This is a genomic window from Candidatus Soleaferrea massiliensis AP7 (genome assembly GCF_000820765.1).
In the GTDB taxonomy this organism is placed as follows: domain Bacteria; phylum Bacillota; class Clostridia; order Oscillospirales; family Ruminococcaceae; genus Soleaferrea; species Soleaferrea massiliensis.
The window spans coordinates 246869-260393 of record NZ_CCYH01000029.1 but is presented as its reverse complement, the minus strand read 5'-3'; the positions used below and the strand labels follow the sequence as shown (position 1 = coordinate 260393).

13 protein-coding genes and 1 tRNA gene are annotated in these 13525 nt (G+C 50.8%); 12 read left to right on the top strand and 2 right to left on the bottom strand.

All coding sequences use genetic code 11. From position 1 onward, the window contains the following. Nucleotides 1–258: 258 nt before the first annotated feature. The 3 genes from BN348_RS07705 (at nt 259) to BN348_RS13595 (ending at nt 1850) form a co-directional block, all read left to right on the top strand. Nucleotides 259–1014, top strand: coding sequence for a response regulator (locus BN348_RS07705; protein WP_040197251.1), 756 nt, complete (start codon nt 259–261; stop codon nt 1012–1014). Between the two features lie 65 nt (nt 1015–1079). After that, nucleotides 1080–1688, top strand: a complete 609-nt coding sequence (locus tag BN348_RS07700; RefSeq protein ID WP_040197250.1) for an accessory gene regulator ArgB-like protein — start codon at nt 1080–1082, stop codon at nt 1686–1688. A gap of 33 nt (nt 1689–1721) precedes the next feature. Continuing rightward, nucleotides 1722–1850, top strand: coding sequence for a cyclic lactone autoinducer peptide (locus BN348_RS13595; RefSeq protein ID WP_156136455.1), 129 nt, complete (start codon nt 1722–1724; stop codon nt 1848–1850). Nucleotides 1851–2324: 474 nt separating this feature from the next. Here the strand turns inward: BN348_RS13595 and BN348_RS07695 are convergent, their stop codons facing one another. After that, complete coding sequence (locus BN348_RS07695; protein ID WP_320408670.1) at nt 2325–2717, bottom strand: helix-turn-helix transcriptional regulator; 393 nt, start codon at nt 2715–2717, stop codon at nt 2325–2327. 120 nt (nt 2718–2837) lie between these two features. On the opposite strand from BN348_RS07695, the gene BN348_RS13180 reads away from it, so the two are divergent. From BN348_RS13180 to BN348_RS07645, 9 genes are all read left to right on the top strand, one after another. Then, nucleotides 2838–4295 (top strand): putative manganese transporter, encoded by a 1458-nt coding sequence (locus tag BN348_RS13180; RefSeq protein ID WP_082020856.1) that lies wholly within the window; start codon nt 2838–2840, stop codon nt 4293–4295. 1 nt (nt 4296) lies between these two features. After that, nucleotides 4297–4725 carry a Fur family transcriptional regulator gene (locus BN348_RS07680; protein WP_052446804.1) on the top strand — a complete coding sequence of 143 codons (429 nt, stop codon included), beginning with the start codon at nt 4297–4299 and terminating at the stop codon, nt 4723–4725. Nucleotides 4726–4875: 150 nt separating this feature from the next. Next, a complete protein-coding gene (locus tag BN348_RS07675; protein ID WP_040197249.1) occupies nt 4876–6225 on the top strand; it encodes an ABC transporter substrate-binding protein in 1350 nt (449 codons plus the stop codon). Nucleotides 6226–6469: 244 nt separating this feature from the next. Next, complete coding sequence (gene malQ, locus BN348_RS07670) at nt 6470–7966, top strand: 4-alpha-glucanotransferase (RefSeq protein WP_040197248.1); 1497 nt, start codon at nt 6470–6472, stop codon at nt 7964–7966. A 243-nt stretch (nt 7967–8209) separates the two neighbouring features. Next, nucleotides 8210–9079: a polyphosphate kinase 2 family protein gene (locus BN348_RS07665; protein WP_040197286.1), complete on the top strand. Its 870-nt coding sequence runs from the start codon at nt 8210–8212 to the stop codon at nt 9077–9079. 470 nt (nt 9080–9549) lie between these two features. Then, entirely contained in the window at nt 9550–10368 is an 819-nt protein-coding gene (locus BN348_RS07660) for an undecaprenyl-diphosphate phosphatase (protein WP_040197285.1), read from the top strand. Between the two features lie 13 nt (nt 10369–10381). Beyond that, nucleotides 10382–11314 carry a CPBP family intramembrane glutamic endopeptidase gene (locus BN348_RS07655; RefSeq protein ID WP_040197247.1) on the top strand — a complete coding sequence of 311 codons (933 nt, stop codon included), beginning with the start codon at nt 10382–10384 and terminating at the stop codon, nt 11312–11314. 110 nt (nt 11315–11424) lie between these two features. Further along, complete coding sequence (locus BN348_RS07650) at nt 11425–11934, top strand: cysteine hydrolase family protein (RefSeq protein ID WP_040197245.1); 510 nt, start codon at nt 11425–11427, stop codon at nt 11932–11934. A gap of 275 nt (nt 11935–12209) precedes the next feature. Then, nucleotides 12210–12294, top strand: a tRNA-Leu gene (locus BN348_RS07645). A gap of 321 nt (nt 12295–12615) precedes the next feature. Here BN348_RS07645 and BN348_RS07640 read toward each other — a convergent pair. After that, complete coding sequence (locus BN348_RS07640; protein WP_040197244.1) at nt 12616–13494, bottom strand: AraC family transcriptional regulator; 879 nt, start codon at nt 13492–13494, stop codon at nt 12616–12618. Nucleotides 13495–13525: the final 31 nt, after the last annotated feature.

Sequence of the window (13525 nt, the reverse complement as noted above, 5' to 3'; positions counted from 1 at the left end):
GTATATTTTCACGTTTCAGACCTCCATTGCGTTTGTTGGTTATAAAGCGGAAGCAAAGGGGAATACCCAGTCCGCCCTGATACAGTATATTCAGAAACAGTCCGTCTTGTTGCATACCAGGACAGGCCGTACACAGCGGCAGAAAGGCGCTTTTGGGCGCTGAACCAGAAAATTTGAGAACTTTTGACATGAAGCGTTGACATTTGCGATGAGATGAGGTACAATTTACCAAAAAGAGAATTATAAAGGTTGGTCTTCATGAAAGAATATACAATACTGTTGGCGGATGACAATGCGTCCTGGCTGGAGACGCTCGCACGGCAGATCATCATGTTTGAAAACTACAAAATCGTGGCGAAAACGGTAGATGGCCGGGATACTCTGATCAAGCTGCAGGAGCTGCGTCCGGACATCGTCATTCTGGATATCATTATGCCGCATTACGACGGAACCTATATCGTGGATTATATCCGCACCAAAATTCCGGATTACAATCCGGTCATTTTTATCGTGTCAGGACTCGGAACAGACAGCATCATTCAAACGCTGGCACAATTGAATATCGACTATTATCTGATCAAGCCGGTCAGCGCCAAAATGATACTGGACAAACTGAATATGGTGCTGCTTACGAAAAACGCCGGACTTGATACCGCGCAGCCCATGTCGGTCAACACCGAAAAGATGGTGGAGAGCTTCCTGTGCGAACTGAAGCTACCTACCCGTACCAAAAGCTACCGGTATTTGAGACAGGCACTGATCGAAGCCTATCAGGATGAAAAGCTGCTGCACCTGATCACCAAGAACCTGTACCCGATTGTATCCAAGCTGCTGGATGAAGGCAATTCGCTCAGCGTGGAACGCGGCATCCGTCATGCCATCAGCAGCATCGTTTCGCAGGATACACCGTTATACCAACAGGTTTTCGGATCGTGTGTCAAAATGACCAATGGAGAATTTCTGACACAAGCTGTAAAATATTTGCACTCAGATGTCGAAAATTGCGTTTTTTAGAAGATGAATGTTGTTGCAATCCGACAAAAAGTTGCTTATAATAAATGCATAGGGGTTGATAAACCATGATACATAAGCTGGCCGAGAAAATGGGAAATTATGCGACTCGGGGAGACGAAAGCGGCCAAACAAACCCGGAAGTCGTTACATATGGTGTCGAGTTGATTTTGCAGGAAATACTGATGTTCGGCATTGTACTGCTGTCTGCTTGGATCTTGAGAGTACTGCCGGTTATGTTGGTTACGATTCTTTCTTATACTGTCATCCGAGCGTTTGCAAATGGAGCGCATGCTCCGTTGCGGGTAGTCTGTATTCTCAGTTATGTTATCACTATGTACACCTCTATTGGTTTGGCAATGATTTTACCTAAGCTTCCAATTTGGGCATATGTCGTTTTATTTGCAGCGGATCTTCTGATTCTGCTCAAATATGCTCCAGGCGACACGATTGAAAGACCTATCGTCAATCGGGGACTGATATTGCGATGCAAAATTCTGTCGATTGTATTTTTAACCTGCCTGTTTGTATGTTCCTTTCTGTTATCTAGCCATAACAAGGATTTTTCCAATGTAATGGTCATTGTCAGTACAGTGGCTTGTTGTCTTACCCTTCCGATTGTATATAAGCTTTACAGGAGCCATCGTTCCGGTGAAGCGGATGTGGAATCGGAGTAAGAATAGAACAAAATTGCAAAGGAGATGTCAACCATGAAAAAGGTAGTTGCAAAAGCGGTTAAGTCTGTCGGCGAGAAAATGGCTAAAGTATCTGGAAACAGTGCCTGCATGCCATTCATCATTTATCAGCCGAAATGCCCCAAAGAAATCATAAAAAAATAACTCCGAAAAAGGGAAAAAGCCGTCTGCCTTGAAAGACGGCTTTTTCCCTTTTTATATATGGTTTTCAAAATGTTTGTGTATGACGGCAGGATCAATCATAAAAGCTGGATATAAAACATTTAAAAGACATGTGTTTCGATACGAACTCTTTATCATTTCAAAAAATCAGCACATCAGAATGGATAACGGTTTTAAAGATTGTAAGGTGTAGAATCGTTCTGTATATGACCTGTAAAACCGTATCAAATAACCGTTTTATCAAATCTTGCAATGAAATTACATAACCTGTAACAGCATGATTATGTCAGGCGGGTGCCCAAAAATAAAGGCTGGAAAACTCTTGTCTCACCTGCCGCCACACTTCCTCCCGATGAGGTGCGGTTCAATCGGTCCAATAAACGAGAATTTAACGCTGCTTTTTCTTTTTGTTTTTCCAAACAACTGCCAGAATGTCTTTAAGAACAAGAAGGGCGTTTAAATCATCATATCCATATTTTTTTCAAAATCACTTAGCAGGCTGCACAGCTCCGACGCATAATAGGATACCTCAACTTCATTTTGATATTGGGCAAGGATCGGGTATTTTTTACTCCACGCCTTTGTCCAGTTTATTTTTTCAGTGACCTCATCGTTTGTCTTCTCAATGATTTCCTGAATCTCCTTGATATCAATGTCAAATTCGATCAGTTCATCTAACGATAAACCATACAAAACCGCAAGCTTTTTTGACTGCTGGATATCGGGCAACGTTTCATCTGTTTCCCACTTTGAAATGGTTTGTCTGCTCACACCTAATTTTTCAGCGACCATTTCTTGCGATAATCCCTTGTTTTTTCTTGCGTGAAACAAATTATTTCCTAGACTCATTCTGTATTCTCCTCTATCATGTGATTTGCTTTCATTATAATGCTTTTACATGAGAAATACCACCAATGTTCTGATGCAATTTTGCGCGTTTTATTGACAGTTTCCATCAGATGATCGGGTTTGTCCATCAAAAGCAAACAAATTCCTTTTTCTATGCTGATAGGAACGTGTAGAAATGTCAATCCACCCGTTTCTGTCATAACTTCTGAAACTGTACCGCAGGCATTTTGTTTGGAAACCAGTCAGATTCCCTGGATTGGATGGTCCGAGACAGAAACACTGTATGCATGTAGTTTTCTGCCTGAAAAAAGAATTTTTTCACCGGCAGCACCTCTTTTTTCAAAGAAAAGATTGACAAAGGGTGGGATAACGGTTATACTATTAAATGCAAATGATTCGCATTTGCATTTAGGAGGTACAACCATGTGGGATATTATTCTGGAAACGTTGATAGATTCTGTGAAGATGCTGCCATTCCTTTTTTTGGCGTATCTGATCATTGAATATGTAGAGCATCGCTCGTCCAGCGTCATCACGCGGATTCTGACCAGGTCGGGTAAAACCGGACCAATCGGCGGCGCGCTGCTGGGCTGTTTTCCGCAGTGCGGATTTTCGGTCATGGCTGCGAATCTGTATGCCGACCGTCTGATTCCAATCGGTACGTTTTTGGCGGTGCTGATTTCCACATCGGATGAAGCCATCCCGGTGCTGCTCGCAAATCCGGGAAGCTTTATGTCCATGTGGAAAATCATTTTGACCAAGGTGCTGATCGCGGTTGTGCTCGGCGTCGCCGCCAACCTGTTTTTCTCCCGCAGTTACCGAGGAAAAAACAGCGGCGGCAGAGCGGCACATGCAGCAGCGGATCGGGAGAAGCGTACGGATGTACGTATGAAAGCGTCTACGCACTCGCAGGGAAACGCGTGCACCGGTCAGTCTGTAAAAGAACATTTTCATGAAGAAGGGCATCCTGTATCCGAAGATGAACATCTTCATAAAAAAGAGCAGTATGCCCTCGGAGACGAAACGCATGCTGCTCATCACCATCATGGGACATGCACCTGCGGCGGGCATGATCATGGCATGGATGCGGGCCATACAGTTCAGGAGGACGGCACGCAGACCGGCGGACACGCACATTCAGAACCACAGGACATCCATTGCGGATGTGCGCATCATCGCCACAAAGGCGGGATTTTCCGTGGAGCGCTGCAGCACACCGTGAACATCTTTGTGTTTATTTTGATTGTAACACTGCTGATGAACATCGTCATGGCCTGGCTTGGAGAAGAGCGGCTGTCGATGGTTCTGATGTCGGATAGCATATTCCAGCCAGCCATAGCCGGTATCATCGGACTGATTCCAAACTGTGCGGCTTCGGTGGTGCTGACAGAGCTGTATCTGGCCGGCAGCATCAGCTTTGGGGCGATCATTGCCGGACTTACCACCAGCGTCGGCGTCGGCTTTGTCGTGCTCTTTAAAACCAACCGCAATATAAAAGAAAACCTTGGCATCATGGCGGCGGTCTATCTGGCCGGCGTATTGATTGGAACCATCCTGCAGGTATTGGGGGTGCATTGATTTGTCGGAAGACCTTTTGGAACAGGCGGAACTGAAGGCCACCAAACAGCGGCGGTTCATTCTGTCGGTCCTGGAATTTACGCATAAGCCTCTGACAGCGGAGGAGATTTTGAAGGCCTCTCCGCCCGATGTAAAGGTGAATCTGTCCACCATCTACCGGACGCTCGGCGTGCTGACCGAGAAGGGCATCCTGATCAAAACCATAAACGGCGATGGAAAGGCCTGCTACCAGTTCAACCATCATCCGCACTGTCATCTGCTGCGATGCTCTGTCTGTGACGGATCCGTTCGGATTGACAGCTGTCCGATTGAGCAGCTGTGCAGCCAGCTGGAGGAACAGACCGGCTACACCGTGACCGGCCACAGCCTGGAGATCACCGGGGTGTGCCCTGACTGTGCGCGCAGAATTTGGAAGGACAAGACGACCTGATGTGTGTTACGGTTTCTCTATTGCAGCAGCCATGGCATCTGGAAGATACGCTTCAGAGACAGAGCCGATCGATTGCCATACTGATTAATCAACCGGAAAACAACCAATAGTATATCTGTACATTCTTTTGAAAAGGTGTGAGATAGACTGTTGGTTATTTTTTTGAAGAAATGCGCCGCCCTTTTGCTGGCGCTTTCCCTGTGCCTCTGCTGCGGATGCACCGTACGGCGTGTGGGAAGCGGCGCATCGGAAGAAAGCCGCTCCAACGCGTCGCTGGTGGATACACGCCGCGCGACGGTCAACATCCTCCCGTGCGACGCTGAAACCGGCAGGGAGCTTGAGAAAGCCGCCGCCGCATTTATGCAGCAGTACAAAGACGTTTCGGTTCACATCCTGACGCTGGAAAGCGGGCAGGATTACGACGCGCAGCTCCTGAAAAGGCTGACGAACGGCGATGACCTGACGGTATTCTGTATCGGCGGACAGCAGGGAATGGCCGATTATGAGAAATACCTGGCGGAGCTTTCGCTGCAGAATTGGGTATATCTGGCGGATGACAACGCGCTGCAGCCCGTTACAAAAGACGGGCGGGTCTATGGCATTCCGGCCTATGTGGAGAGCTTTGGGCTGCTGGCAAACAAGGAGATACTGACGGAAGCGGGCTTGGACACCGCGAAGATGCTGCGGTATGACGGGTTTCATCAGGCGCTCAAGGAACTGGATAAAAAGATCACCGGGGGAGAACTCCGGGAAAAATATCCGTCTCTGGCGTCATGCTGTGCTCTGCCGGCGTCCGCCCCGCTGTTTTTGGCGAATTTTTTCGGCAACACGCTGTTCCAGGAGGAGTTCGACGGGGACCTCTCTGCCATGTGGAAGGCCAAAGAGGTCGTACTGGAACCCGAAACGACCGAACCGGCCAGAAAGATGGTCAGCACCCTCAGCGATTTTTCGGTCTATTATCAGAACAAGGGCGCGCAGACCAAGCTGGATGCCGGCAAGGTGCTTGAGGATTATCTGCTCACCGGGAAGGCTGCCATCATGCCTGCGGACGCGCAGACCGTTTCAGCGCTCAGGAAGAGCGGGCTGCAGGAGGATTATACGCTGCTGCCCACGCCGTTCCTGAATCAGGAGGACAATCCCCTTGTCACCGGGATCTCCATGTACTGGGCGTTCAACCAGAACGCGTCGCAGGAGAATCTGAGCGGGGCGGGGCAGTTCTTCAATTGGCTGTACACCTCGCAGGAGGGGAGAGTTTACCTCGATTCGATGAAATGGATCAATCCGTTTGTGGAGGAATCGGCAGCGCAGAGCGACAGCCTGAGCCGCCAAATTCGTGCGGCATACACCTCCGGCGTGTCCACGCCGCTTTTCTGCCGTGCGGTTCCCAATCAGTGGCTGCAGCTGTTCGGGGAGCAGGTGCGGAGTTTTTTAAAGGGAGAGGTCAAATGGGAGAGCATCATGACGCTCTGCCGCAAAAAATTCATGCAGCTGCGGTATTAATAGAAAAAAAGAGTGGTTTTTTCCCTGAAAATATGATAAGATGTAGAAAGTATTGGCGGCTGCGGCAAACCTTGTACGGCGCCGCCTTTTTTGAGAATACATTGAGGGCTTCTGGCAAAGAGCGGGGGGACCCGGCGGATGTTTCTGTCAGTGCAGGGCTTTGCGGACGCAAAGGCGCGGCGCTGTGCGGGAATGGCCGCCGTATGCTTTTTTCGCGGAAGCGCCGGGAAAGGTACCATGATTTATGAGAGCAAGCGGCATTCTGTTACATATATCCTCCCTCCCATCCAAATATGGAATCGGTACGATGGGCCGGGAGGCGTTCGAATTTGTTGATTTTCTGAAGAAGAGCGGACAGCAGTACTGGCAGATCCTTCCGGTCGGACCGACCTCCTATGCGGACAGTCCATATCAGTCCTTCTCCACCTTTGCGGGCAATCCGTACTTCATCGATTTCGACCTCCTGCGCGAGGACGGCCTGCTTCTGGAAGGGGATTACGAAGACTTCGACTGGGGGGATAACCCGGAGTCGATAGACTATGCGAAGATCTTCCGCTCCCGCTTCAAGGTGCTGAAAAAGGCCTATGTCAGCGGCTACAACCGCCTGCGTCCCGAAGTGGATGCGTTCCGGCAGGAGCATGCCTACTGGATCGAGGACTATGCGCTGTTTATGGCCTTGAAGCAGCGGTTTAACGAGCTGCCCTGGCAGGACTGGGACGAGGACATCAAGCTGCGCCGGCCGCAGGCGATGGAACAGTACCGGCGGGAGCTGGAATATGAGATCAACTACTGGGTGTTCATCCAGTACCTGTTCTTTAAGCAGTGGAACGCGCTGCGCGCGTATGCGCATCAAAACGGTATCCGGATCATCGGGGACATTCCGTTTTATGTCGCGGCGGACAGCGCGGACAGCTGGACGTTCAGCGAAGCGTTCCTGTTTGACGGGCATAAACGGCCGACGCTGGTCGCAGGTGTGCCGCCGGATGGCTTCAGCGCGACCGGACAGCTTTGGGGGAACCCGATCTACAATTGGGAGTACCTCGAGCGCGACGGCTTCCAGTTCTGGATGAACCGCCTGCGCGGCATCATGAAGCTGTATGACAAGGTGCGCATCGACCATTTCCGCGGGTTTGACAGCTATTGGGTCATTCCGTATGGCGAGGAAACCGCCACCAACGGCGAATGGCGCGACGGGCCGGGGCTCAAATTCTTTGAGATCCTGAAGCAGGAGCTGGGCGAGGTGGACATCATTGCCGAAGACCTCGGCTATCTGACCAACCGCGTCCGCCGGCTGCTGACCGATACCGGCTATCCCGGCATGAAGGTGCTGGAATTTGCCTTTGATTCCAGGGAGGACAGCGTCTATCTGCCGCATCACTACATCCAGCACTGCGTCGTCTACACCGGCACGCACGACAACCTGCCGGTCAGCGCGTGGTATGAGGATATCCTTCCGGAGGACCGCGCGTTTGTGAACAAGTACCTCTGCCTGTCCGAGGAGGAGGGCGCAAACTGGGGGATGATTCGCGCCATCTGCGCAAGCGTCAGCGAGCTTTCGGTCGCGCAGATGCAGGACTATCTTGGCCTGGGGGTCGAATCCCGCATGAACGAGCCGTCCACCGTCGGGAAGAACTGGCGCTGGCGGGTAAAAAAAGAGGATTTGAATGACGGCCTGGCCGAAAAAATCCACGACCTGACCGCCCGGTATTTCCGTCTGCCCAAGCCGGCGGGAGCGCAGTAAAGGCTGCGGTGTATCTGGATAGGCTGCGGGCCGGCTGAGAATCGGCCCGATATGACGCCGTCCTGTTGTCTTTGGTATGTCGTGTAAAAGCGATGTCAACCGCCTAATGCAAAGCCGAAGGACAATCCGCCAAGGGGAAAGAGCGGTTTCGTCGCTTCGGAAATCATCGATATCCGCATGGATGACCATGCTTGATAAAAATCGGTGGGAGGGGAGAACCTCCCGGAAATGGAGGTATGGCAGATGGAAACTTCCAAATACCTTGTGACATCAACATGCAGGCTGTCGGACTGCGACCCTTCCGATATATCCCTGTTTCGGGATCGGGAAGAAGCGGAGAAGCGGCTGGAAGCATGCCGCTTCCTTCTGGCCGAGCTGCAGGATAAAATGTACGCGCAGGCAGGCTTTTCGGTGCTGGTCATCCTGCAGGCGATGGATACGGCCGGCAAGGACGGCGTTGTCAAGCATGTCTTTTCCGGCGTCAATCCGCAGGGCGTGCGGGTGGTCAGCTTTAAAAAGCCCAGCACCGAGGAGCTGCAGCACGATTATCTGTGGCGTGTCAGCGAGCAGCTGCCGAAGCTGGGAGAGATCGGCGTGTTCAACCGCTCCTATTATGAGGATGTTCTGGTAACCCGTGTGCACAGCGGCATGATTAATCCGGCGCTTCTGCCGTCCGGCAGGGCCGACGAGACATTCTGGAACCAGCGGCTCGAACAGATCAACCAGTACGAGCGCTATCTGCTTCAGAACCGGATCATCCCGATTAAGCTGTTTCTGCACATCTCCAAGCAGGAACAGAAGAAGCGCCTTCTTGCAAGGATCGGCAACAAGTCGAAGAACTGGAAATTCGACCAGGCCGATATTCAGGAACGGCAGTACTGGTCCGATTATCAGCGGGTTTATGAGAAGACCATCTCTGCGACCGCCAGCGAGCAGGCTCCATGGTATGTCATCCCGGCGAATAAAAAATGGTATGCCCGCGCCATTGTGGCACAGATCCTGACAGAACGCATAGAAAAACTGCATCCGGATTATCCGCAGATCACCAAGGAGCAGGCTGCGGTGCTGGCGCGGTGCAAACGATTGCTTGAGGATGAGCCTCAGGAAGCCTGATGCTGGTTCTGGCCACAGCTTTTTGGAAGGCTCAGACCCGGCGGATTCCGCTTGCCGGATCACAGTTCCTCACAAGCTCCCCATACGCTGCGTCATGATGGGTGGTGGACAGCATCTCCGCTGAATGCCGCCGGGTCAAACAGCGGCTTATGAGGAATTTTGATTCTGTGGGTGCTTAGGCGGCGGGAAAGCGCCAAAGCAAGGCTGTGGAATGATGGGATCATCTCCGGTTTTGAGGAACTTTGTATAGGTTCCGCCGAAAGCATCATAATCTAAGCACAGGGACAATAAGGATAGTAGGGTAATGAACAGGGAAGGATGATGGGGCCTCTGCGTCGCAACGCAGGCTGATACCGCGGTTGCAGAGCGCTTTAGAACCGTCAGACATGCCCGATGTTCTTTCAGGAGGTTCGCGGCATACAGCGATCCGCTTGAAAGAACATCGGAACTACGAGAAAAAGGAGATCAACATGGAATTTTTAGAGATGTTAAAGGCCGCATTTTTGGGCATTATTCAAGGAATCACCGAATGGCTCCCAATCAGCAGCACCGGACATATGATTCTGGCAAACGAGTTTGTCAAGATGAACACCTCGCAGGAATTTTTCAATATGTTCCTCGTGGTGATCCAGTTTGGATCGATTCTTGCGGTGCTGTGCCTGTATTTCCACAAGCTGAACCCGTTCTCCCCGAAGAAAACGGCGGTCCAGAAACGGGATACACTTTCCCTCTGGGGCAAGGTCCTGGTGGCGGTCATCCCGGCCGCGGTCATCGGCCTTCTGTTCGAGGAGCAGATCGATGCGCTGCTGATGAACTCCGTCACGGTTGCCATTGCGCTGATTGTATACGGCATTGCGTTTATCATCCTGGAAAGCCGCAAAAAGAAACCCGCCATCACCGGCTTCACCGATATGAGCTATAAAACGGCGCTGCTGATCGGCGTTTTTCAGGTGCTCGCCCTGGTGCCGGGCACATCCCGGTCCGGCTCGACGATCCTGGGCGCCATCCTGCTCGGATGCTCCCGCAGCGTGGCGGCGGAATTCTCGTTCTTCCTGGCAATCCCGGTCATGTTCGGCGCAAGCGGACTTAAGATTCTCAAGCATGGCCTCGCTTTCTCCGGCACAGAATGGCTGCTGCTGCTCATCGGCATGGTAGTGGCGTTTGTCGTTTCGATCTTTGCAATCAAGTTCCTGATGAACTTTATCAAGAAACACGATTTCAAACCGTTTGGATATTACAGGATTGTATTGGGCATCATCGTGCTCGCATACTTCTTCCTGATCAAGTAGTGCGGGGTGCTGTATGATCATTGATATGAATCAGGTGCGCCTTCAGCAGAAGACGCTCCGCAAGAACTTTTCGAGAATCGGCTTGGCGCTCTGCACCATGGTGCTGTCAACCTATGCCGTTCAGATCCTGATCCTGTTGCTGGTCCGCGCGTTCGCGCCCGGGCTGCTGGGAGCTGATTGGTTTTCCTACCTGCTGTCGGCGGTATCGCAGTATCTTGTCGGAATCCCATTGTTCCTGCTGGTGATGAGAAAGCTGCCGGACTTTGAGCCGGCATACAGAAAGAAGCTGCGTTTGGGAGAGTTTGTACCGCTCCTGATAATCAGCATGTCCATGATGTATCTGAGCAACTATATCACACTGTTTCTGAGCGGCTTGATATCCAACGCCGTTGGCCATGAACCCACCAATCCGCTGGACAGTCTTCAAAACAGCAACGTTTTGATCATATTTCTATTTGCGGTGGTCATCGCGCCAATTTTGGAGGAATTCGTTTTCCGCGGCGTATTGATTCGTAAACTGCGTCCCTATGGTGAGAAATTCTGCATTTTTGCATCGGGCTTTATCTTTGGATTGTTCCACGGCAATCTTTCACAGATGCTGTATGCCTTTGTATTGGGCATGATCTTTGCGTTTGTCACGCTTCGAACCGGAACCATCCTGTATGCGATCCTTCTGCACATGTCCGTCAATCTGCTTGGGTCCGGTCTTCCTCTGCTGGCAGGACTGGCGATTCCGCCGGTTACCCTCCTGGTATCCGTTCTGGTGCTCGGAGCCCTTATAGCGGGTATCGTCCTGGCAGTTTCGGCACGCAAACGAATCCATTTTCGGGAACCAGAGATTCCCACCTATGGCGCGGATATGTCCGCACTGCTGATTGCCAATCCCGGCATGCTGATCTTTATTGGGCTTTGCTTGGTCAATGCCATTCTTTGGTGGTTTGTTTAAATGAAAAGAATTCCCCAGAAGGCCGGAACTGAAATATCCGGTTTCCTGGGGAATTGTTCTGTCCAAAACGGCGTATCCTAACAGAAGATAAGAAGAAAGAGGGATACGGTGTGAAAAGACTTTTGATCATAGTGGATTATCAAAACAATTTTGTGGACGGTCCGCTTGGCTTTGCTCAGGCCAGGCAGATAGAACCCGCGCTGTGCGAAAAATTAAACTGGTATCATGAAGGCGGCTATGACGTCATCTTTACCATGGATACCTTCTTTGAAAATGCAACCGCCGGCCATCCATCCGCAGACGCCGATGAGAACTGGGCATGGCAGCTGTATGGAAACATAGAAAAGCTGAGACAACCGTCCGATCGAATCCTGAGCAAGCATACCTTCGGATCGGCTGACCTGTTTGAGCTGCTTCGCAGAGAGCAGTACGATGCGGTGGAGCTTGCCGGTGTTGTCAGCCATGTATGTGTCCTCGTCAATGCCGTGTTGTGTCAGGCCGCGCTGCCGGAAGCGGCGATTCAGATCGATGCACGCTGTGTCGCGGGAAGTGATGCCGTCTGCCATGAAGAGGCGCTGCACATCATGGAAAACCTCAAAATGGTGGTTCTTAACCGATAGTTGCAGGAGGGCTTAGGCTTGCAGGATGAAACATAGACAAAAACAGCGCGTATCGATATCATTGGGGAGCGGTTCAGGCATGCAGATATTTCGATCTGTTGAGGTATAAGATAAACGGAAGCGATGAACTGCTTCTCATGAAATTTATGTTTTCTATGAGCCGAACAGAGACTTGACAAAGCCGGTACTTATATGATAACATTTAAATGTTATGCAGATGGAATAAAATTGGCGGTTGCATCGATTTTATGAATTATGGCAATGGTAAATCTCATGCCGATATGGCGGAATTGGCAGACGCGCTGGATTTAGGTTCCAGTGGCAACCACCGTGTGGGTTCGAGTCCCACTATCGGCACCAGCAGGCTAAGCCTGCATACACATTGTGCCTCTCACGAAGTTGAGGGGCCATTTGTTTTGTCTCCGCGTTTAGACGGGTATCTTTTTTGCAACGCAAACCCAAGTTTGGGTTTGGATACGATTTGCGTTTCGGCTCTTTCTTTTTGTCCACCGCTGTATCCATGCCGGCACAGGATTTTTTGCAGTTATTTCATAGCTGAAACAACCATTGCAATCTGAACCTTCTGAGGTTAGATTACAATGGTTGTTTTCTTTTAGTCTTGTGCGTGCTGTCAGCCGTCTTTTCTTTTCGGCTTGACGATGACAAAACCTTAGGTTTCGGCTATTTCTTCTCCACCGCGACCCAGATTTCACAGGCATAGTTGGGATCACTCACATCTGCTGACGGATAGGCTTCAAAATCTGTTCCGCCGCAGGGCTGATACTCGCTGGAAGGGAAAAACTCGCTGCAGATCTGCTGATAAAGAGCCTGAATCGCCTGCGGCATCCTGCCGACGCAGGGAAATACCGCATAGGTATGTGCGGGGATCTCCTCCACTGTCAGACCGGCGTCGGTGACAGGCATACCATTGTAATGAGCGCCGATGGCGTAGGGGAATTCTGGATCACCGGCATCCCTGCCGAAGCTTGCTCCAACGATGCAGTCGGAGAAAATATCATTCGCTGGAATGTATTTGCACAGTGCCTGGATGGTGCCGTCTGAGATGCATTCCTGCCAAAAGGGTGCTATGACCTCCTGTGTCATCTCCTCATTGCCGGAAATCTGCTTTTTTCTGCAGATGATTTGAAACGCGTCCTTGGTTTCAATTCTGTAATTCATCGTAGTTCCTCCATGTAAAACCAGTTTTACGGAAAGCGGAGAAAAGGATTTGAGCGATGCGCCTGCCTGCTTTGCCTGCAAAGGGGATACCCCATGAAACCGTGTAAAAGCACGGCTGAAGCTTTCGGGCGTATCGTACCCGTATTTGAGCGCGGCGTCAATGACCCGGATATCCGACGACGCAAGCTCGTTCCCGGCAAGAGAGAGCCGCCGCATCCGAATATAGTGGCCCAATGTAAAGCCGCAGAGGATACTGAAAACCCTCTGGAAATGAAAACTGGACGAATAAGCCCGTTTTGCCGCCTCTTCATAGTCGATGGGTTCCGTTATATGAGCTTCCACGTAATCCACTGCCCGCTGTATACCTGTAATCCAATCCATTGTCTCGCTCCTTTCCGCATGAGTATATCAT